General features: G+C 40.8%; 18 protein-coding genes. 8 read left to right on the forward strand and 10 right to left on the reverse strand.

The features are described 5' to 3' along the window. Positions 1-25: 25 nt before the first annotated feature. From AC5JL8_RS02980 to AC5JL8_RS02995, 4 genes are all read right to left on the reverse strand, one after another. Positions 26-1,441, reverse strand: coding sequence for a hypothetical protein (locus tag AC5JL8_RS02980; RefSeq protein WP_495878288.1), 1,416 nt, complete (start codon positions 1,439-1,441; stop codon positions 26-28). A gap of 77 nt (positions 1,442-1,518) precedes the next feature. Then, a complete protein-coding gene (locus tag AC5JL8_RS02985) occupies positions 1,519-1,824 on the reverse strand; it encodes an acyl carrier protein (RefSeq protein ID WP_495878289.1) in 306 nt (101 codons plus the stop codon). A gap of 994 nt (positions 1,825-2,818) precedes the next feature. Continuing rightward, a complete protein-coding gene (locus AC5JL8_RS02990) occupies positions 2,819-4,660 on the reverse strand; it encodes a fatty acyl-AMP ligase (RefSeq protein ID WP_495878290.1) in 1,842 nt (613 codons plus the stop codon). 1,048 nt (positions 4,661-5,708) lie between these two features. Next, the gene (locus AC5JL8_RS02995) at positions 5,709-5,912 is read right to left on the reverse strand and encodes a hypothetical protein (RefSeq protein ID WP_495878291.1); all 204 of its coding nucleotides are present in this window, start codon (positions 5,910-5,912) and stop codon (positions 5,709-5,711) included. 92 nt (positions 5,913-6,004) lie between these two features. Between AC5JL8_RS02995 and sfsA the strand changes: the two genes are divergently transcribed. Together sfsA and AC5JL8_RS03005 are read left to right on the forward strand one after the other, a co-directional pair. Then, positions 6,005-6,730, forward strand: a complete 726-nt coding sequence (sfsA, locus tag AC5JL8_RS03000) for a DNA/RNA nuclease SfsA (protein ID WP_495878292.1) — start codon at positions 6,005-6,007, stop codon at positions 6,728-6,730. A 51-nt stretch (positions 6,731-6,781) separates the two neighbouring features. Then, a complete protein-coding gene (locus AC5JL8_RS03005; protein ID WP_495878293.1) occupies positions 6,782-7,549 on the forward strand; it encodes an HIRAN domain-containing protein in 768 nt (255 codons plus the stop codon). 139 nt (positions 7,550-7,688) lie between these two features. Here the strand turns inward: AC5JL8_RS03005 and AC5JL8_RS03010 are convergent, their stop codons facing one another. Continuing rightward, complete coding sequence (locus AC5JL8_RS03010) at positions 7,689-8,666, reverse strand: carbohydrate kinase family protein (protein WP_495878294.1); 978 nt, start codon at positions 8,664-8,666, stop codon at positions 7,689-7,691. A gap of 350 nt (positions 8,667-9,016) precedes the next feature. Here AC5JL8_RS03010 and pedR point away from each other — a divergent pair, with 350 nt between their 5' ends. Further along, positions 9,017-9,280, forward strand: coding sequence for a photosynthetic electron transport-dependent transcriptional regulator PedR (gene pedR, locus AC5JL8_RS03015; protein WP_495878295.1), 264 nt, complete (start codon positions 9,017-9,019; stop codon positions 9,278-9,280). A gap of 8 nt (positions 9,281-9,288) precedes the next feature. Here the strand turns inward: pedR and AC5JL8_RS03020 are convergent, their stop codons facing one another. Further along, positions 9,289-9,432 (reverse strand): hypothetical protein, encoded by a 144-nt coding sequence (locus AC5JL8_RS03020; protein ID WP_495878296.1) that lies wholly within the window; start codon positions 9,430-9,432, stop codon positions 9,289-9,291. A 465-nt stretch (positions 9,433-9,897) separates the two neighbouring features. Here AC5JL8_RS03020 and AC5JL8_RS03025 point away from each other — a divergent pair, with 465 nt between their 5' ends. From AC5JL8_RS03025 to AC5JL8_RS03035, 3 genes are all read left to right on the forward strand, one after another. Beyond that, positions 9,898-10,626 carry a DUF6391 domain-containing protein gene (locus AC5JL8_RS03025; RefSeq protein ID WP_495878297.1) on the forward strand — a complete coding sequence of 243 codons (729 nt, stop codon included), beginning with the start codon at positions 9,898-9,900 and terminating at the stop codon, positions 10,624-10,626. 45 nt (positions 10,627-10,671) lie between these two features. After that, complete coding sequence (locus tag AC5JL8_RS03030) at positions 10,672-10,965, forward strand: hypothetical protein (RefSeq protein WP_495878298.1); 294 nt, start codon at positions 10,672-10,674, stop codon at positions 10,963-10,965. 111 nt (positions 10,966-11,076) lie between these two features. Continuing rightward, on the forward strand, positions 11,077-12,072 hold the full coding sequence (locus AC5JL8_RS03035; RefSeq protein ID WP_495878299.1) for a glycosyltransferase: 996 nt from the start codon (positions 11,077-11,079) through the stop codon (positions 12,070-12,072). Positions 12,073-12,304: 232 nt separating this feature from the next. On the opposite strand, the gene msrA is transcribed toward AC5JL8_RS03035, so the two are convergent. The 3 genes from msrA to AC5JL8_RS03050 all read right to left on the reverse strand — a co-directional run bounded on the left by msrA (position 12,305) and on the right by AC5JL8_RS03050 (position 16,584). Then, on the reverse strand, positions 12,305-12,970 hold the full coding sequence (gene msrA / locus AC5JL8_RS03040; RefSeq protein WP_495878300.1) for a peptide-methionine (S)-S-oxide reductase MsrA: 666 nt from the start codon (positions 12,968-12,970) through the stop codon (positions 12,305-12,307). Positions 12,971-13,102: 132 nt separating this feature from the next. Continuing rightward, entirely contained in the window at positions 13,103-13,954 is an 852-nt protein-coding gene (crtA, locus tag AC5JL8_RS03045; protein ID WP_495878301.1) for a cyanoexosortase A, read from the reverse strand. A 431-nt stretch (positions 13,955-14,385) separates the two neighbouring features. Further along, entirely contained in the window at positions 14,386-16,584 is a 2,199-nt protein-coding gene (locus AC5JL8_RS03050) for a recombinase family protein (protein ID WP_495878407.1), read from the reverse strand. A gap of 78 nt (positions 16,585-16,662) precedes the next feature. Between AC5JL8_RS03050 and AC5JL8_RS03055 the strand changes: the two genes are divergently transcribed. After that, on the forward strand, positions 16,663-17,985 hold the full coding sequence (locus AC5JL8_RS03055) for a proton extrusion protein PcxA (protein WP_495878302.1): 1,323 nt from the start codon (positions 16,663-16,665) through the stop codon (positions 17,983-17,985). A gap of 54 nt (positions 17,986-18,039) precedes the next feature. Beyond that, positions 18,040-19,341, forward strand: coding sequence for a murein transglycosylase A (mltA, locus tag AC5JL8_RS03060; protein ID WP_495878303.1), 1,302 nt, complete (start codon positions 18,040-18,042; stop codon positions 19,339-19,341). A gap of 63 nt (positions 19,342-19,404) precedes the next feature. Here mltA and AC5JL8_RS03065 read toward each other — a convergent pair whose 3' ends face one another. Then, positions 19,405-20,121: a response regulator transcription factor gene (locus AC5JL8_RS03065; RefSeq protein ID WP_495878304.1), complete on the reverse strand. Its 717-nt coding sequence runs from the start codon at positions 20,119-20,121 to the stop codon at positions 19,405-19,407. Positions 20,122-21,363 lie beyond the last annotated feature (1,242 nt).

The raw sequence follows: 21,363 nt of genomic DNA on the forward strand, positions 1-21,363 counted from the left end.
GACCCTTATTGGTGACAGTCGAACTCTAACTGTCTTGAGCCATAACTAATTGGGAGAACTCTTTAAAGGTCTTGGTATTTTTTTGGATTGCTTTACTGATGGAGCCTCCATTTGCCATGATGCCCATTTCACGATTGATCGGCCACTGATAGTCTAGGCGATTGAACAATCTCCGCATCAATTCCAACAGGCTTTGGTGATACTTGAGTCCTACCTGATAACCTTCGTGTTCTTGACAGATGCACTTGGACATCCAATCGAGTGCTTCTTTGGTCTCCATCTTGAATAGAGGAGATTTTAAGAGCTTGTAGTAAAAGACCATTAACATTTGGTCATCGTAAACACAACGACCGGGTAGGATTCCTGAAAGACCGCCCAAAAGGTTTTGTTGCATCTTATAAACTATCAGGCCAGAGATGAATTTCTCGTAAGCGGTTGGCTGCGGGAAATCCTTATACATATCCCTGGCAATTGTTTGGGAAATCGTGGTGTGGAAAGCCTCGTCTAATAAGTGGTAATTAGAGACAGCAGTTGGGGTGGGGATATATTCGCCTTTTCGTTCTAAATCTCGGAAATATCTGACATAGGGATATTCTTGGTTTTTGAGAATCGCATTAGCTGTGTAGCGCAAGGAGTAATATTGACAGGCCATGAACGGCGACATACCCCAGTGAATGGTGAAGAACCTCAACCAATAACGTGGTGCGATTCTACCTCCTAGACCATCTGCGGGTGCAGGAATCTGCTCGCCTTTTTCTTCTAAATTGCTCAAATACTGAGAATAATATTGTTTGTTATCCCTCAGCATTGTTTTAGCGATCGCACTTAAAGTATTGTCTCGGTATATCGAAAAGGGAGAACTCCCTTGAGTTGAGACAAAGAACTCCCGTACAGGCTGAGGAATCAACATTTTCAGCCAATTATTCTCCTGCTCTGATTTGCCATATAAGGAATTACCCAATATGGTTTTGCCTACTATGCCCATTTTCGTTTTGAAACCAATCCTTTGAAAGGTGCGGATATGATAGCTTTCTTGCTCGGTTTCAAAATCTAGTTCGTCACAAAGGGTGTCATAACCGCCAACAGCACGAAAAACACCATTCGTGACCATGTTGTAAATACTGGTAGTGGCTTCGCTAACAGCTGTATGGTTATAGTTCCCCACCCAATATAGATGGTTAAGTGCTAACTTTTGTGACTCAGAAGCAGCATCATAAAGGGGAGTGCCATACAGAAGTGAAAGATCGCGATCGCCCCAATAATAATTGCTGTTGTTAGCGTAGTTAAACTCCTTACCCAGCTCTGCGAGTTTCTCAGTGTAGTCTGAGTTTTTGTTATTTTGATAAGTTTTCTCGATGCGTTGGAAGTGCTTTGGTTCTTCTACTGCGGAGACATTTGAAGATTTATTGTTTGATTCTAGAGTTTTGTTGACAACTACCATAATTTTTCCTAAAAGTGTCACTAAACACCGATACAATTTCTCTACTTTGCTTGGTGTTAAAGTCGAGAGAATTAAGCTTAACTTTTAGCTTTTAACTCTAAGTTCAAATGATTAACCAAAGCCTCGACAGTTGGGTAATCATACAGTAGGGTTGGATCTATTTCTGTTGCCAACCAGTCTTCTAGGTCGCCTGTCATACCAACTGCTGCTGATGAATCTAAACCGTAGCGGTCAAAAGGTATAGTAACGTCGATTTCATCTGGATCTACTTCCAGTAGATCGGCTAGATAATCAACTATCCAATCTTGAATTTCTGCTGCTGTTGGTATCTGTTGTGGTGCAATTGTAGATGTGGTGTTCATTTCAATATTTTGCATTTTCATTGTTTACTCTCTATTCGTGCTAATGAGTGTAATTCTAAGGTTGCTTATCTACATTGTTGAAGTCTTTAGGCTGAAGTTTGACAATTTCCAAATGTTTGAAATGCTCAAGTCATTACCTAGTGAACATTACAAAAATGAAGATACGTTTGTTCTAAGTTTCTGTAACAAGATTGCCTCAAGTTCAATTACCCAAGCTTTTTCGCTTGAAAGATAATTGCTATTCGAGCATTCACATTCCAGATCAAGCTAAATAATTCTAGAGAACGAATGAGCTAACTCCCTGGTTTGCCATCACTCTAATCCAGCAATGGCTGAATTAGAAAAAGTATGATGGTTGTTATGCTATGACTATCTGCACCTCTAGATATATAGGGCGAATGAATGAGTATCGCCAGGCTGGTAGGTTTACTAGTGATGAGGTCTATGATGAGTTACCCAGTAAATCGCTCTACCATCTTGTTAAGAATAGAAGCAAGCAATTTATCGATAAGTTGTTCTGAAAATACAGGTAGCATTATTTCACCTTCATCAAAAGATTTAGTTTTTCATTTGAATTAGAAAATTGACTATGTAATCAATGAAAACTAAACGTTGATTGGCAGGGAGTTTACAAACAATAATGCTATCTTTCCTCGAAGCTGCCACACACAAGTTAGTATAAAAAACTTGCTGATATTAACTAGAAACTTGCGGACTACAAATTGGCAGGCTTCAAACTTTGGTGATGATTGAAGTTGATATGTCATAATTGTTATTGGGTACATCATGTATAGGTGGATAAGTTCTTCCGCGCAACTGTTGCGATCCGCTTGCAAGGTTCAACAGTTGCAGAATTAATTAGCTTGCCAAAGCTAATTAAGGCTGTATGTGATGTGTAACCTACCTGGGAAATAGCCCTCTTAAGGTGTAGGAAGTCTTGGAGGGCCGTTCCTGGGTTTTCAATAGCCAAAAGTGTGTTTGCATGCTTTCATACGCTTTATAGTGTCATTTGTGTTTAAGACGGTTTACCAGTTGTTAGTTGCTGTAGAACAGAATCAACCTCAGCTTGCAAATGCATAAATTTAGCCTTGTTCTGAGGATTCTCACTCCAATCTTCTACTACATCTAAGCTTCCGGAAAGAAATCCAGTGCGACAAGCTTGACGGCGAATTTTGCCACTGGAGGTTTTGGGAATACTTCCAGTCTTGACGAGTACTGTAGCAAATACTTCTAATCCGTGCTGTGCAACTACTGCTTGCCTAATACTGCCGATAACTTCTTGAACATTTAATTTCCGCAGGTAACTCCGCTCTACTTCCTGAACAATAGCTAATCGCTCGGAACCCTTGAAATCAATGGAAAACGCGGCTCCGCAGCTAGGCCTGAGGGCTGGATGGCTATTCTCAACAGTCAGTTCAATATCTTGGGGATAATGATTTTGTCCTCTGATGATGATTACATCTTTGAGCCGTCCTGTAATAAACAGTTCCCCATTTTGCAAAAAGCCTAAATCTCCAGTGCGAAGAAATGGCCCTTCACCTGTATCTGCTATATACGCACGGAAAGTTGTCTCTGTCTGCTCAGTGCGATTCCAGTAACCTTGAGCCACACTTGGCCCTGCTACCCAAATTTCCCCAACTTGTTCAGAAGCACAGAGGGTTAAGGATTTGGGATTAACAATCACAACCTGATGTTCTTTAGGGCTTTGTCCACAACCGATAAACGTTCGGACATCTTGTTGAGCATCATTAACCTTGACAATGCGGTTTTGCTCTAGTGCTGCTGCTTCTATATTGCAAGTGATTGGTAAAGCTGTTTTCTCACCTCCAGATACGATGAGAGTGGTTTCTGCCATACCGTAACACGGGTAGAATGCTTCTTTGCGGAAGCCACAAGGTGCAAAAGTAGAGGCAAACTGCTCTAAGGTCTCGGCACGGATAGGTTCAGCACCAGTAAAGGCAACTTCCCAACTGCTGAGATCTAGATCCGCTAGCTGTTCAGGAGTCACCTTGCGGAGGCAAAGGTCATAAGCAAAATTTGGCCCACCACTAGTTGTAGCTTGGTAGCGGGTTATTGCTTTCAACCAACGGATGGGCTTTTGCAGAAAGTCTACAGAGGCCATTAGTGCAACCGGAAAACCACCATAAAGAGGTTGTAAGATTCCACCAATCAAACCCATATCATGATAAGGCGGTAACCAAATTAGACCTTGGCTATTGGTTGTATGCCCAAATAATCTATGGATTACCGCTAAGTTAGCAAGCAGGTTACCATGACTGACCATCACTCCTTTAGGGTTACCTGTAGAACCGGATGTGTATTGCAGAAAGGCTAAGGTATCAGAGTGAAGTTCTTGCGGTTGCCATGCTTGTGCTAAGTTGCGATCCAAGCTATCGGTAGCTAGCCAATGTAATCCAGAAATTGCTAAACCTTCTTGATTGCAGCTAGTTTGGAGGTTATGCAATAAAGAGTTTGAAGTCAGTACAATCTTAGCTTGAGCATCTGCTGCGATCGCCTGCAATCTAGATAAATTTTGATTTCGTCTCGGTGGATATGCAGGAACAGCAATCACTCCTGCATATAAACATCCAAAGAAAGCAGCTATGAAATCCAAGCCTGGTTGATATAAAAGTAGGGCACGTTCACCAGAAGCATTTAGAGGTTGGAGAGAAGCAGCAATTGCTTTTGCCTGTAAATCAAGTTCTCCATATGTCCAGTTTTCTGCCTCTGTCTCTCCACTTTGCAAAAATGTGTAGGCCTTTTTTTCAAATTGTGTTTGTGCTCTATGAGTTAGGAGATCAACAAGTGTTGAGAAATTATAGTCAATATCTGTCAAATATTTGCTACGAACATTCATTCAGCATTCCTCAGTATAATTGCAGCGTTATTTTACACAAAAAACTGCACTACTTAGATAACTAAGTAACTAAGAGGCTTGTACTTAATACAGACTCAGATTTATATTCGTTGGGAAAAGTCTGTCTAAAATCTTTTAATTCGTTTTTTTGATTGGTACAGAAGTTCAATTAAAGGGAATTTCCTAGTATTCTCACTACTTTTCTTTAATGAGATAAAAGTAACGCAAATATTACTACGCAAACATACTACCTTGCGATACTAAATTTGAAAATCTATCTTTTGGTTGTTGTAAAGTTTTTTGTCTATATTGAACATTATTTTTTCTATGTTTTACAATTATAAATTTATACGTTATGCAAAATATTTATAAAACAGTTGCAAACCTGTCTTAGCAAAAGTTAACGTTAAATAATTGCGATTAATAATACGTAATATTATTTAGAAAACAGTTGTTATCTAAGTAACTATTAATACTTAATATATTAGAGTATATGATTTTCAGAATAGCCATTACAAATCTTGATGGTATTTGACTTGACTAAATCATATAAGTCTGATTTAACGAAAATTATATATTTTCTGTGTAAACAAATTAATATGAGTGGGGCTGGCTAGATTGACTGTGGAGATTGCTTAAGACTTTTATCTGGAAGCGATCGCTAGATTATAAATTGTGGAGCATCTAAAGCCCCGCTTAGAAATAAATGATACCGATATATTCCACAAATTACAGATGCTAAGATTTCAATCATCAAAAGTTTGCAAGATAAATTTGCCACAGAATTAACCACTTGCAAGTTTAGGTAAAAACTTTGGTAGCGGACTCTGCTGTTTTAGCGCCCCAGCAATCTTTTACCACAACTAAATTAATTGCTACTAGCTTGCATTATGGAGCTTTCTATGAATATTTTCTCCCAAACAATATCAAAATAATTTCAACTATACAGCTAATATTAGCGTAGTACAAGTATGATATACCTAGCCGATGCAAATACGTTGTTGGGGAAGCCTTTTGGCTAGCCCCTGACAAGTTATATCGTGTTCGGTTAAAGACTTATCATTAAGACCGCAGGGGGGCAGGGAGCAGGTGAAGCAGTGACGGGTACGCAGGGGGTTTCCACGCCACTTGCTACAACGCGGGAAACCCGCGCAACGCAGTGGCTCCCCATGAGCAACTGCTGTTCGCGTAGCGTCTTTGCAGGAGATACCCGAAGGGGTGCAGGGGGAGAAAGAATTTTACGTTTTTGCACAGATGCGGGAATTATAACTAATTATCCGAACTTGATATTAAACTTGTTTAGCTGTTAAAAATCTCCTTGCCTTTATGCAGGAGAGCGTCAAAATGAATGATTGGCTATATCGCTACCCAGTTTTATATCCTGGTATCCTGCTCAAACGCTACAAGCGCTTTTTTGCTGATGTTCAACTTGCGTCTGGCGAAGTGGTAACAGCACATTGTCCGAATACAGGGCCAATGACTGGGGTATCTACTCCTGGTAGTGCAGTGCAGCTTTCCAAAAGTGTTAATCCTAACCGCAAACTAGCTTACACTTTGGAACTGATTCAGGTGCATGATAACGAACCGACTTGGGTAGGCGTGAATACTGCTTTGCCAAATCAGGTAGTAAAGTTAGCTTTGGCAAGACAACTGTTCCCAGAATTGGGCAACTATAGCCAAATCAAGAGCGAAGTGGTTTATGGGCAAGATAAAAAAAGTCGCGTAGACTTTTTCTTGACTGGGAGTGATGAGGATCTCCCAATTTATTTAGAAGTAAAAAATACAACTTGGTGTCAAGGTAATTTGGCACTCTTTCCTGACACAGAGACAACAAGAGGACAAAAGCATTTGCGGGAACTGATGGCGCTTCTGCCTCTCATGCGGGCGGTAATGTTGTACTTTATCAATAGAGGTGATTGTACTGAGTTTGCTCCTGGTGATAGTACAGATGCGATATATGGTAATTTATTGCGGGATGCGATCGCTCTCGGTTTAGAAGTGTTACCCTGCCGTTTTGACATTTCTCCAGAAGGCATCCGTTATTTAGGTTTAGCAAAACTAAAAATTTGATTAACTGGAATTAAATCAAAGTAGGCTACTAAAGCTGCTGGATACTCGACTATGAAAACACTGTTTTTAGCTTGGCAAGAGCCAAAAAGTCGCGCTTGGTTTCCTATTGGGCGGTTAAATTTTGACGGTAACAAATACGAGTTTGTTTATACGCACGGTGCAGTAGAAGCTCAAGCTAAGTATGAGTTTCAGCCATTAATCTCCTTCCCAAACTTGAATAAAATATACACATCAGTTGAACTTTTCCCCTTATTTTCCAATCGCTTAATGCCCCGCTCTCGTCCTGATTACAAAAATTATGTTGAGTGGTTGAACATCCCTGAAGGTGAAGATGATCCAATTGCAATTCTTGCTCGCAGTGGTGGAAAAAAGGCAACAGATAATTTTGAAGTTTTTCCCTGTCCAGAGCCAGATGAGAATGGTTCATACCACATCCACTTCTTTGCACATGGACTGCGACACCTTCCGAATTGTGCAATTGAACGAATTAATCAATTGGAAACGGGTGAACTACTATATTTAGCTAACGAATTTCAAAATCCCTATGACTCGCGTGCATTGCTCTTAAGCACGAAGGATCACCACATTGTAGGTTATTGCCCTCGCTATATTGTGGATGATGTGTTTCAACTCAAGAACAAAAATTCAGAACTTGTTAAAGTACACGTTGAGCGTGTTAACTTAGCACCAACGCCGCTCCAACTACGTTTGTTGTGCAATATGACCGCAGAATGGCTTGAGGACTTTCACCCATTTTCTAGCCAGGAGTATCAGCCTATCAAAACTTGCAACCCAGCGACCTGTGCTACTCCCTCATGAAAACTGAAAATCGATAGTTTGGGTAAGGTGTTCAGAGCCAGGGGTATAGGGGTATAGAGGATAGAAAGAATCTTATACACCCTCACACCCTTAAACCCTGACACCCAGCCTCAACAAGGAATATTTTTGCGTAGTCCTATTAAAGTTGATGAGAGGCTAAGAAAGCTTCAACTTCAGCAGCGGTAGGTTGGGAAGCGATCGCTCCTGGTTTAATGGTAGTTAACGCCCCTACAGCGCTGGCATAGGTGACAATGCGTTTTGCTGTTTCTGCATCACTCAAACTGTGAATACCATGCTGAAGCAGTTGGTGGATAAACCCTGCCAAAAAGCTATCCCCTGCACCAGTTGTATCCACAACCGGGATCGAAAATGCAGGTAATTTGCCTTCATTCTCACCCAGACAATAAGCACAACCATTTTCCCCGTCTGTCACTAGCACTCCCTCAAGTGAATCCAGGCGATAAGTAATTGCACCAGGGTCGGCTGTATCAAATAGCCATTCCGCTTCTTCTTTGGAAAGTTTCAGAAAATCGACTCGCTTAAATGATTCCTGAATCTTTTGGCGAGCAATGTTGGGATCTTGCCAAAAGACAGGACGCCAATTAACATCTAGCAGAATCTTCAAGTCATAATATTCTGCCAATTCTAGGGCGCGGTGAACGGCTTTACCACTGTCAGGATAAGCTAATTCCAAAGTACCCAAAACCAGAAAATCCGCCTCTTGAAATAGTGAATCCGGCAATTGTTTAGCTTGCAGGCGCGTATCGGCAAATTCGGTGGTATCATATTTGCCAAACCCAGCAAAGGTGCGATCGCCAGCTAAATCTCGCACCACATAAACTTGACGGGTTGGTGCTGTGGGATGACGTTGCACTCCTGTAGTATCTACACCTACTTCTTGTAATAAATTTACCAGTGCATTTCCTGGTTCATCTTCGCCAACGGCTCCAATAAACCCTGTAGATGTTCCTAACTTCACCAAAGCACAAGCTACGTTAGCTGGCGCTCCTCCTGGGTAGGGAGTCCAAGACTGAACTTCTTCCAACTTTAGCCCCAATTGATCGGCTAAACAATCAAACAGAACTTCACCGAGGCACAAAACACGGGGATTGCTCATTTCATTTTAGGGTTTCGATTAAGAAGTCAGATTTTCCAGTATAAAATCTACAATAATCTGTGCCCACTGTCGCCAGTCCTTCATAGAATTAAATAGCAATTTTTGCTACTTCTATAAGATTTATATGCTTTTGATCCCTGAATTTTGCGCCTCAGTGGTGAAGTTTTTTATTTAAATAAAAGTTATATTTAATACTAGTATTTTGTTATTTAGATTACTATTAACTATAAATAAAAAGAAAATAATGGCAATTGTATTACAACTAAGACTTGAAACACCTGTCTACAGAAGAATCTTCTAGAATTAGAAATAGCGATTAAGTACATATACTAAGGAGCATAGAATAAGTCATGGCTGCTAGCGAGTCTCAGACCCCTGTTAGTCTGTCAGACAGAGAACTGCAAATTATCGACTTAGTGGCCGCTGGCTTAACTAACCAAGAAATTGCAGGAAAATTAGAAATTAGCAAACGTACAGTTGATAATCATATCAGCAATATTCTCACTAAAACCCAGACGGAAAACCGAGTGGCTCTTGTGCGCTGGGCTTTACAGTGGGGTAAAGTCTGTTTGAATGATGTCAATTGCTGCCCTCTGCCTAACCAGAACGATTAAACAGATTGCTAGTCAAGGCGCGTATCGATGGTGTTTAGCCGCGATACCATTGATCGCGTCATCACGTTCAAGTTCTTTTGGTTTGTTGCCCAAATAATTTTGCTGCTGGATTCCTGTTTTTTCTCCTCACGCCTTTGTTCCAGTGTGAACATCTACCGCAAACCTTAATCAGCGCCGAAATTAACCAGGGTAGGCTAATTAATTAAAACTTACGCACTCAGATCCCCCAACCCCCTTAGAAAGGGGCAGCCCTGCGCCCTTGCGGGTTCCCCGACTCCCTCAGTGGCGTGGCTTTAGACGTTCCCCCCTTTTGAAGGGGGGTTAGGGGGGATCAAGGTTTCAGGCTTGAGTGCGTAAGTCCTATTAATAAGCCAGGACTGACGCAGTGAAACGAGAAATCAAGTATTTGGAACGGCTGTAAGGGCTGAGATGGACGGAAAACTCTCATATCCTCATACCCCTAAACCCCTTGCCCAAACCTTTGATTTTCTTTTTTCATGCGTAATTCCTGGGGCATTTACCCAATCATCAATAAAAATTAGCAATAATCTCTTGGTTCAAGCGCTACATTTGAGAAAAATCTATGTTGCTCCATCGGCTTTGGGAGCAGTGTTGCTATGAATACTCCTGCTTCTTTTCAAAGTGGTTCGTCTCCCTTTGACTTTTTTAACTTTGATTTAACAGCACCTTTTTCTTGGGCAGTTCAAAGAGTTGCAGACCGCCCTACTTTTACAGAAAACAGCGCCACAGCTACAGGTTTTCCCCAACCTACGCAAGATGCTGATTTACTTAGGCAGCTATCGTTTATCCCTGGATTGAAAGAAATTTTGATGCTGCGACAGGTTCACGCCCTAGAACACGCTACTGTTTGGGTTTTGAGTGAATCAAAAAATGCCTATACTCCTCTAAAAAAATCCACTAATGTTCAAGTTGACAACGAACTATTAAGTGGTTTGTCTACGGAGCAGGGATTTTATCTATACGGTGAAGTGAATATCAGTGATTTACGACGTGCAGTCACACTCGCCCTATCTCGTCTTACTAGTGGAGAATCGGATTTAGCTGTCCATCCGCGTTGCGGCACAAATTTATCAGTGGCTATGCTGTTAACAGCTGGACTAGCTGTAGGTGTGCCTCTGTTACTACCGTTCCGACCAATTGAGCAATTGATAGGGTTGGGATTGGCAGCTACGACAGCGGCTGAACTCGCACCTGACTTAGGTTCTATGGCACAGCGCTACGTAACTACTGCCATTCCCTTCAACCTGAAAATTGAAAACATTAGCCGTACACGTGACGTTTGGGGGCGCGAGGCAAATTTTGTAAAGGTCAATTGGCAAGACTGAAAAGTAAAAAATTCTTTTGTCTGTTGATTAGGGAAGGAACCCGTCATGCATTTTGAAACCCGTATCATCCTCAAAGAAGTGTTTCGTGACCAGCACCGACCAGGCTTTATTGAACCATTCCATAAAGTTGTGTTCGAGGTGCAATCAGATGGAATTGACCCTTTAGAGATTGGGTTATGGGTTCATCGCTCTTATCCAGACGAGAATCTGATCAAGGTTGGACGTTCGTTTCTGGCTGGACGACTCACAGACATGGTAACAGTTGCATCAGAAGGTGCATACACACCTTCTGAGGTCGATGCTCTCTGGCAAACTGTAAAACCAGTATCGGTTCTCTAAAAAACAACCATGCTAATGTCCGCTGGTTTTATCCTTGCCACAACATTTAAAGTCGCTATAATGACTTACTGCTACATGGCTATGCCGTTAGGCATTTAAGAGAATTATCTAATGAGAAAGCTTTACTTCTTGCTGCCTGGAACAGATGGAAAATTCGCCTGCGGTGGTCTTTGGGCAGAGTTAAAAACAGTTAATTTGGCTCAACAAATCTGTAGTGCTGATATTGTAACTTACCGCCAACGAGAAAAAGACAAAATATTTATTGATGATCTGCTTAAACAAAATAATTTAGATGATGTAATTTTTGTGATTAGCTGGGGATTTGATATTGCTAAACTTGCTGCCAAGCTAAAATCCTACAATGTCATTTACCATGCCCACAGTGCAGGTTACAAATTCGATTTGCCAGCAAGCATTCCCATCATTACTGTTAGTCGTAATACAATGGGATATTGGGGGCAATATGCTCCTAACTCTCTTATTTATTATTTGCCCAATCAAATTTCTGATGAATTCCGCAATTTACATCTAGAGCGAGATATTGATGTTTTAGTCCAGGCTAGAAAGTCCTCTGAATATTTAATGCAAGAATTAATTCCAGCATTGCAAAAGCAGTGCAATGTATGTGTGGTTAATTCTTATGTAGAGGATTTGCCTGGACTTTTCAATCGCGCTAAGGTTTACCTTTATGACTCCGCTGAGTACTGGGCACAACAACGTGTAAGTGAAGGATTTGGTCTACAACCAATGGAAGCCCTTGCTTGTGGCTGTCAGGTATTTTCTAGTGTTAATGGTGGGCTGTCTGACTATTTAGATCCTGGCTTTAATTGCTATAAAATTGCTGGATATTCAAAAGAGTATGATATTCAACGCATTTTAAAAGTGCTGAATTCTTCAGTGACCCCCGCCTTACCTGAACAGTTTTTTGCAGAGTATCGGCACGAAAATATTATTAAGCGTTTTCAAGTAATTTTGGATGAATTAAACGAATTTTTTGATCATAAAGTTAATCACTCATCCAATATTAAGAGTTTGACGAAAATACGTCTTGCCAAATTACTCACACAGAGCATCTACGGTAAGCTTCGCAAGAAATATTTTCGGTAATTATTAAAGTAAACCATCGCCTCATATATGGATACGATGGCTTACTTTGTAAGCAGCTTTTATGCCGCTACACATGAATAGCAGAAGAGCAGAGGGTGCTTTAGCCGCTTATATCATGTCCGTTTAAATAACCGTCATTGCGACCGAAGGGTAACAATCCCAAAAACTTTGCGATTGCGTCGTTTCACTTCGTTCCACTCGCAATGACATATTCAGGGTGATTTGCCGGACATCATATTACCTGTGATTCCACAATTCCTACAGGACAAGCAACATTTGTCCCACCTAACCCACAATACCCATTGGGGTTTTTGGCAAGGTACTGCTGATGGTAACCTTCGGCGTAGTAAAACTCAGGTGCATCTAAGATTTCGGTGGTGATTTTTCCATAACCTGCATCTTTGATGGCTTGTTGATAAGTGTCCCGTGATGCTTCTGCTAGCTTCTTTTGGCTTTCAGAATATACGTAAATTCCAGAACGATACTGAGTACCAACGTCATTACCTTGGCGCATTCCTTGGGTGGGGTTGTGGCTTTCCCAAAAAACTTTGAGCAGTAGGGAGTAACTAATCACTTTTGGATCAAATACAACCAATACCACCTCATTGTGACCGGTGAGTCCGGTACATACCTCTTCATAGGTGGGGTTGGGGGTGAAGCCAGCAGCGTAACCCACTGCGGTAGTGTAAACTCCTTCAAGTTGCCAGAATTTGCGTTCTGCTCCCCAAAAACAACCCAAGCCAAATAAAGCTTTTTCCAGCCCATCAGGAAAAGGAGGTTTCAGGGAATTCCCATTGACATAGTGATGAGCAGGTACTGGTATAGCCTTTGATCTTCCTGGTAAAGCTTCCTCAGGGGTAGGTATAGCTACTTTCTTGCCAAATCCAAATAATGCCATTGATTTTGATGCTGATTTCTCATAAATTTCTTTACCTTACTTAATATTTTAACTACTCTGGCGATCGCTGGGGATTGAGTTTGCAGCAACAGACAATCCAGAGTTATTCTCGAAAATTATTAAGATTAAACTTTAAGACTTTTCGGTATTTTGTGCTTGCCGTTCTTCTTGCTTCAGCAGCAACATATAGAACAGCCCGAATATCACGATGCTTAACATAGCGTAAAAATAAGAAGCCTGCCCTCCGTGCCAACTTTCAAAGGCAGCTTGGTTGATGCCTACCATCACTGCTAGCATAGCAATCCGAATTGCATTGCTTACAAATCCCAGGATAATAGCGACAAGTGGCACAAAGAACCTCTTACTTCGGGAGACGGGGAACATTACTAAAGCAATCACGGATATGCCTAGCATATAGTTGATGGTATCTATGCCAGAACAACTATGAACAACCTTGACGCTGCCGGTTGGTAAATAAATATTGATCCCATCAATTGCAACATCAAAGCCTAAATACCACAAAATCAAAGTAGCAAATTTGGCACTTAAAGGCGAAATATCAATTAATAAATCGGCAATTACATTGGGGACTCCCAAGAAAAACAGGATAATCAATTCCTCCCAATATTGCTTTAATCCTTTAAAGCCAGAAGCCAATAAGCTGACACCAATTGCAGAAGTAAAGGGCAAAAGACGAAGAGTATACTCTAAATTTTGAGAAGTACTTTGCCATAGTACCCAACCAATTAAAAGCGAGCCTACTATGCTAGAGAAGACATCGCTCTCGAAGCGCAACGTATGGCGTTTGTCCCACAATAGGGAACCTGCGGCGCACAAAAACAGAATACTCATTCCCAAATGGCCAGTATCATCAGCCTTCCAAACCAATGTGAGACAAATGGCCTGTAGCCCAGCAGCAATACTTAAGATCCAGAATGGTTCGTTTTTGAGAAGTTTGGGGAAGTTGAGGTCAGTAATGTTCATTGCAACAGTGGATTTAGTAATCTCAAAAAACTGATACTTACAAATTTGATTTTGTTATAGAACAATTTTTTATACGTAATTTTGTAGTTAGTTAGTTTTTAGCAACTTGTTGCAAAATGGCATTTAGCTGTATAATATTTGATTATTTTTTTGTAGTTAACGAAACATTAAATACACTGCCATATATATAAAAGTTATCTATTTTTGCCGTTTAAATAATTCAATTAATCCAAATATTTTTTGAGATTTTTGCTTAACGTAAGTTATCTCTCTAGGGTACTAATGTAATAAATATTTAGTTGCAGAAACCGAGGCTATATAAAGCCTCGATAAAAAAAAAGTAATAATAGATAAATTTTTAGTAAAGATAATCAAAAAAAATGGTGAAAATCCCATCCCTTCAAGGGGTGGGATGAGTTAAATCCAGCCACTTAAGTAACAGCAGCTTCAGAAATAACCGAGACGCAGGCATTGACTAAAGGTAACAGTGGCCCTATTTGTTCTTGCCCACTTACAGCTAAATCGCTATGACACAAATAGACTTTTTCTGTGACACGGGAAAGTAAATCTGCCAAAATTCTTTGCAATCGCTGTTCTTGCGCTAATTGGTCATCTTCTGCTGTCCAGGGTACGCCTAGCCTTTCTTGCAGAAACAAGGGTGCGCCGAACAGAGTAGCCGCGCCACCTTTTGCCCACAAAGGGGAACCAGCATCTAGCCAGAAATGCCAGCGGTGAATTCTTCTACTAGAACGATATTGGAAGATGGTTGCTAAAGTGACAGCTTTTCTGGCTGTGCCGATGGGACGCAAAGGATAAGGGTTGGCTGTAATCGTACCACGCCGTAGAAGTTGAATAAATTCGGCAATGGTGGCTTCAGGGGTACTGAGTGAAGATAATTGGGAATTGGTTTGTTGGAGTCTGGTATTAATTTCCCAGTAGTGCTGAGCAGTTTCCAACAATTCCCGTAAGGCTGCTAGTTCGTCATAAGGGGGATTGCTGTCTTTACACAGAAAGTCCTGAATTGCTAGGTATAACAGAGAAATTGGGCTGGGGATCAGACGCTGTTTTTGTTGCGATCGCTGCTTTTCTAACCACTGTAATATTTCACTATAAGCTGTTGTGGCTGCATAGCCAATTCGATCCCAACGCTCAAATGTAGTTACGCTTAACAAGTTAGGGCGATCAGGATGCGGCTCAAAGCAGTAATCTGCAATTAAACCAGCGCGTACAGGGTCAATTTCTGTATGGATTGCTGAGTTTTGAGTACCTTGTTCTGGAGAGTTGTCTAGTGCTTTTCGCCTTCTACTCAATACCACAAGCATCTCTGCCACAGCATCTCGATCTACTAAACGTCCCAAACCTGGATAAACTAAGGCTAGTATGGTAAGTAATGCCCGAATCACAGGTGAGCTAATTAAGGGGCGTTGGTCGTTAAGGGCTTCTACCGGGATGTTTTGCTTGTTGAGGATTTCTATTAGGGTATAACGAGCGATCGCATCCAAACCTGGTGCAATGACTGCTACTTCTTCTGGTTCTACTTGCCCCGACTTGATGGCATTCACAATCACCTCTGCTGTTTGCCGTAACAGTTGGGCACGGGAGGTAGTTTGAATTGACTGTACCGTTTCTGGTAAGTTCAACATCACCAACGGCTCTATAGCTAATTCCACCATCGGCGTAGCCAACCGAATTGCTAAGGAATCAGGGGGTGGCCCAATCAAACTTTCTACTTGACAATGCCTTGCTAATCCTTCTAGGTAGTCAGGATCTGCTCCTAATCCCAATCGCACTGCACCATCAGGATTGTAGCTAAATGCCCCTACTGTACCTTGCTCTAATAGCAACTCGAACAGCTGACGTGCTACACCAGGATAATCATCCACATCATCTGCCAGTAATGCCTGATAGCGTTTCACTAAATGCTGTTGATAATTATGATTAGTTAACAAATGCTGACTGTAGAGTTCCGTAATAATGCCATAGGTTAGCAACCCCCTGTCTAAACACCAATTGCGCCAATCTAGCAGCAAAGATCCTAGAAATTCCGGCTCTAGATTTATAGCGTTCTCTCCTAAGCCACTTGCCAAAATCTGGGTAATTTGATCACAATTTATGCCACTATATGCAGCTAATTGCAGTAAATCTAGAATGCGACGCACTAAACGATACTCATTCACTCCAGCCCGACGCAAAGTTTCTTCGTCTAACTGGGAACGCCAGAGTTTAGTGGCTAATTCTTGCTCAGTTTCTGGGCGTAATCTAACAGGAAATTGTGCCCTCAGCTGCAACGACTGAATTAATAATGGCCAAAATAAAATAACTTCATCTTGAAAAAAACCCAATGGTGTTTTGGCGCGAACCGGATATTTACCCAAGGTTGCAGTAACAATTCTATCTCCTAATTCTCGGCGGTTATCATCATTAGCAGCCAGAAGCAAAAGTCCTGGTTCTGTTTGCCGAAGATCCAATACTTTTGGTAATTGCTTACCTGTTTTTTGCTCCTTTTTTTTAGTATAAAATAATTCCTTGCCGTTATTGTCGCCTTGCACCCAACTGCAAAACTGCTCGACTAAGCGAGCTGTCTTACCACTGCGGCTACCACCAACAACCCAAATAGAATGAGACACCAGAAACTCTCTCCTTGTAGATTTGTTAGTATACTGCGTGCGTTAATTTAAGGTTAAGAATTACTAAATAATGCTGGATAATTGCCTCCAATGAATAATTCTGTGTTTAGCCAAAAAATTTACCCTTTCTTACTAGCTGCTTACCGATGGTACTTACGAACGCCAGAGCGCTCTCTAGATGAGGCTTACAATGCAGCATTAAAGATTAGAGAAATAGAAGATAAACATTTTAATGGTAATAAAATAAACTCTGACTTAGCTATGTACAGTAGCAACGTCATGGATTATTTTGAGTCAGATTTAAAAAAGCAATTAAAAATTACCCGAATGCGACTAACAGAGTTTAAAGGTAGTCGTTGGTTTTTAAACACAGCTAATCAAGAAACTGCTAATAAAGCAGGTGTAGAATATCCCAGCCCTTCATTAATTTTAGAAAAACTTAGATTCATCGATCAAGTTATTTCAAAATACAATTTAGTTGATGATCAAACAAGTTACCCAGTTTTAATACACAAACCCCCAAATGTAGAAGCTAACTCAGCAATAACTCAACCATTAACACCAAAATCCACAAATAATAATGGCTCAAAAAAGCCACGGGGTAAAGCTAACACAACGGGGATATTGCCCAGGTCAATTTTAAGTACAATCATCCGTTTACAAGTTGAATTAGATCCCAATTCTGAACAAGATGTTGTTCAAAACTTCCGCCAGACTCAAAAAAGAACAATCATATCTATTAGATTTATATTACTACTAATTATAGTGCCTCTTCTGACTCATCAGTTAGCAAAAACTTTGGTAGTAGGCCCACTTGTTGAACGTTTTAGAGGTTCTGAAACTGGGCAAATATTCCTCAATTTTGAAATGGAAGAAGAAGCACTAGTGGAGCTAGAAAGGTTTGAAGATAGAATAAAATTTGAAAATCTTATTAGCAGATCACCGTCGCTATCTCCTGAAAATATTGAAACCCAAATGAAAGAGAAGGCTCAGGAGATTGCTCAAGAATTCCGCGAAGAAAGCTCAAATGCTATTAAAAATGTTTTTGCAGATATGTTCTCTGTGGGAACTTTCATTTGGCTTTTGATCGCCAGTAAAAAGTCTATTGCCGTTCTCAAAGAGTTCTTCGATCATGTTGTCTATGGGCTGAGTGACAGTGCTAAAGCATTTATTATAATTTTGTTTACTGACGTATTTGTAGGGTTTCACTCTCCTCATGGTTGGGAAGTAATTTTGGAAGGTTTATCGCGTCATTGGGGATTACCAGCCAACCGAGATTTTATCTTCTTATTTATTGCCACCTTTCCCGTGATTCTAGATACCATTTTCAAATACTGGATTTTCCGCTACTTGAACCGTATATCACCTTCAGCGGTTGCGACTTACCGTAATATGAATGAATAATATTTTTACGGTATAAAGAGCAATTTTAAATCAGTTTATTAGTTTAAATTTTTGATGCGAAAAATAGTTCCATTTCTCACTCTTAATTTAACAGTTGTTATTTCGATTCTTCTGTTACGTATGCCATCCTTGGGGTATCAGGAACCAAGTTCACCAGAATGTCAAGTCCAAAAATGGGATATACCAGTATCTTTGACTAGCACTTCCAATCAAAAAACGCCATCAGCAATACTTATCCAAAGATTACCAATTACCTGTTGTCAAAATGATACATCTTGTTTGGATGAGGTTCTTTATCAGGGTGAAAAGGGCCAACTACCAAATAAAAAATCACTATTGACGGCTATTAATCGCAGTCTGCAATACTTGCAAACTACTAATGCTGATGCTGCTTACAAAAAGTATCAGTCGCAGGGAATTACACGCGATCGCGTACTCAAAAGTTTACAAAGATTTCGCCAATTATTAATTAACACAAATTCCGCAGCGGAACTTCATACAGCTATAGAACGCGAATTCGTTTTTTATCAATCAATTGGGCACGATCGCAAAGGTTCAGTTTTGTTCACAGCCTATTATGAACCGCTGTATGTTGCCAGTCGTGTTCCCACAGCAGAATATCGCTATCCTATTTATAAATTACCTGCAAATTTAGGCTCTTGGAGCAAGCCTCATCCTACACGCTTAGAACTAGAAGGAGCAGATGGTTTGCAAGGCGCAAAAGGTAAATTGCGCGGGTTAGAATTATTTTGGTTTCGCGATCGCCTTGAACCATATCTAGCGCAAATTCAAGGTTCTGCACGATTACAACTGACTGATGGCACTCAGACAACCGTAGGCTATGCCGGTAATACCGCATATAACTACAGGAGTATGGGGCGGGAACTAGCGAATGATGGCAAATTGCCTTTAGAAGGTATAACGATGCCAATTATCCTCGACTATTTCCATAAGTATCCGCAAGAATTAAATGTTTATATACCTCGCGATCGCAGCTTTGTTTTTTTTCAAGAAAATAAAGGTGCGCCAGCACAAGGTTCTATTAATCAGCCACTAACAGCAGAACGTTCAATTGCCACAGATAAATCTTTAATGCCCCCTGGTGCTTTAGCATTGATTCGTGCTGATATTCCTTTTGCTGATGCTACTGGCAAACTAGAACATCGAATTGTTAGCCGCTATGTACTTGATCAAGATGCTGGTGGTGCGATTAAAGGGCCTGGCAGGGTAGATTATTTTTTAGGTACTGGAAAATTAGCAGGCGATCGCGCTGGTGTCACAGTTAGTAATGGACAATTATTTTATTTACTACTTAAAGAAGTACCAAAAAATAAATTATCTAACGCTGAGAAGTAACGGACTATCTTAATGTAATTGTTACTGTGCGTAAGTGCTAAGTGCGATCGCTGCCAAACTCCTTTAGCTGATGGCGTTTCCAGGTGGCTCAAACTTGTAACCATAGCCCCGAACAGTTTTAATATACTCCGGTACACTAGTATCAACTTCCATTTTCTTGCGAAGCTGACCAATATGCACGTCAACCACCCGTCCGTCTCCCACATACTCGCAACCCCAGATTTTTTGGATTAATTGTGGGCGGCTCCAAGCCTGCCCAGGATGGGTTGCTAAAAAATGTAAAATATTAAATTCTAGAGCAGTTAATGATAGAGGCTTATCATTAAGTGTTACCTCCCGACTATCTGGGTTAATTGCTAGCTGTTGAAATACAAGGCGTTGTGTTGGTGAGGGGTTGATACTGCGGACACGCCGTAAAAGAGCTTGGATTCTGAGTTCTACTTCCGCCAGGCTAAACGGTTTGGTCATAAAATCATCAGCACCTGCGGCAAGGATTTTGATTTTATCAGCTTCTTCAGTCCGGCTAGTCAGCATCATCACTAATACATTAGTGCGGCTCTGCATTTCCTGACATAGGTTATAACCATTGATATCAGGCAAATTCCAATCCAGAATTACTAAAGCTGGGTTGAATTGCTCAAACATTGCCAGAGCAGCTTTACCATCTGCCGCAGACTCTATGTGATATTTGCGGCTTAAAAAGCGATATATAAGATTTCTGACGCTGTGGTCGTCATCTACCACAAGAATTTTAGGATTAGTAGCGGGAACCATCACCATAAATTTTTAGCCTATTGTTTATGTGGCAATTCGCTATGCGATCGCTACTCTATAAGAAGCTATCTATATAGATTCTACGTATGCTACCGATACTTTCCGTGAAATCATCTTCACGTTACCCTCGGCTGCTTAAGTAGACACTTAGAACTGTTTCTAGGGTAACTGTTGATCGCTAGATATCGCCACTGAAATACTTAGCCGCACTTAATTTTCCATTTAATATAAAAAAATTCAGCCTTGATGACAACCTAAAAACTAAGGCATTACAAGAAGACATTAGGCCAACAAAAATATAAACCTGGGTCATACACTTTGCTTTCTGGTTGCTACAACACAAAAGTACAGGAAGAAAGCAGAATAATTGATAGTAGTAAATTAGAAAACTTTGCTTATACCTATTTTTTGTGAATTAGCAAGTTTCTGGCTGATGTTATGTGTCAATTTGCACAAAGCTAGCTAGGTTTCCTAAAAATTTGTTCAGATGTTGAGCTTACAAATCGCATAATTAGTTATCTATAAATGCTGCAGGGAAACCCTCCCCGAAGTTTGCTTGTAGTGCAAAACCCCCTTTGGGTGAATCCTACGGATACGCTCGGTAAGCGCAGCCATACCCGCAGGGCTTTACCAGAACTTACGCACTCAGATCCCCCAATCCCCTTCAAAAGGGGGCTTTAGAAATTCCCCCCTTCAAAAGGGGGGTTAGGGGGGATCAGGGCTTCAGTGCGTAAGTCCTATTTACGAGAACAGCTAGCCTTCGGCAACGCCAAGGGCGAACGCCGAACGGGTGAATCCTAGAGATACGCTACGCGAGCAGCAGTCGCTCATGGGGAGCCACTGCGGTGGACAGGTTCGCCGGCATAAAGGAGGCAGTGCGCCCTTAGGGTAACTCGTAAGGTCGCAGTGGCTTCCCTCTCGTAGCGCTAGCTTCTCTACTGTCTTAGTGTGTAAATTCAAAACACAACAGTTCATTTAAAATGTTGACCTATAGATACTGCTCAGAAAAATGTATCAATAGCTTCAAGGCAAATTTATCGTGACAATTTAAAGGGAAAATACTGATTAAACAATCTAGAGATATTAAATAGTTAGTTTAGATGGCACTGTTTTTTATAGTTTCATTACTATAATAATCCTATTTTTTTTTGAAAAACCTTAAATAGGATAGCGGGCAATCCTCACCCTACATATATTTTAAAAATTAAATTGGAATTTTATATGTTTATAATTACTCAATTTAGACAA

The sequence above is a fragment of the Mojavia sp. genome, assembly GCF_059505145.1.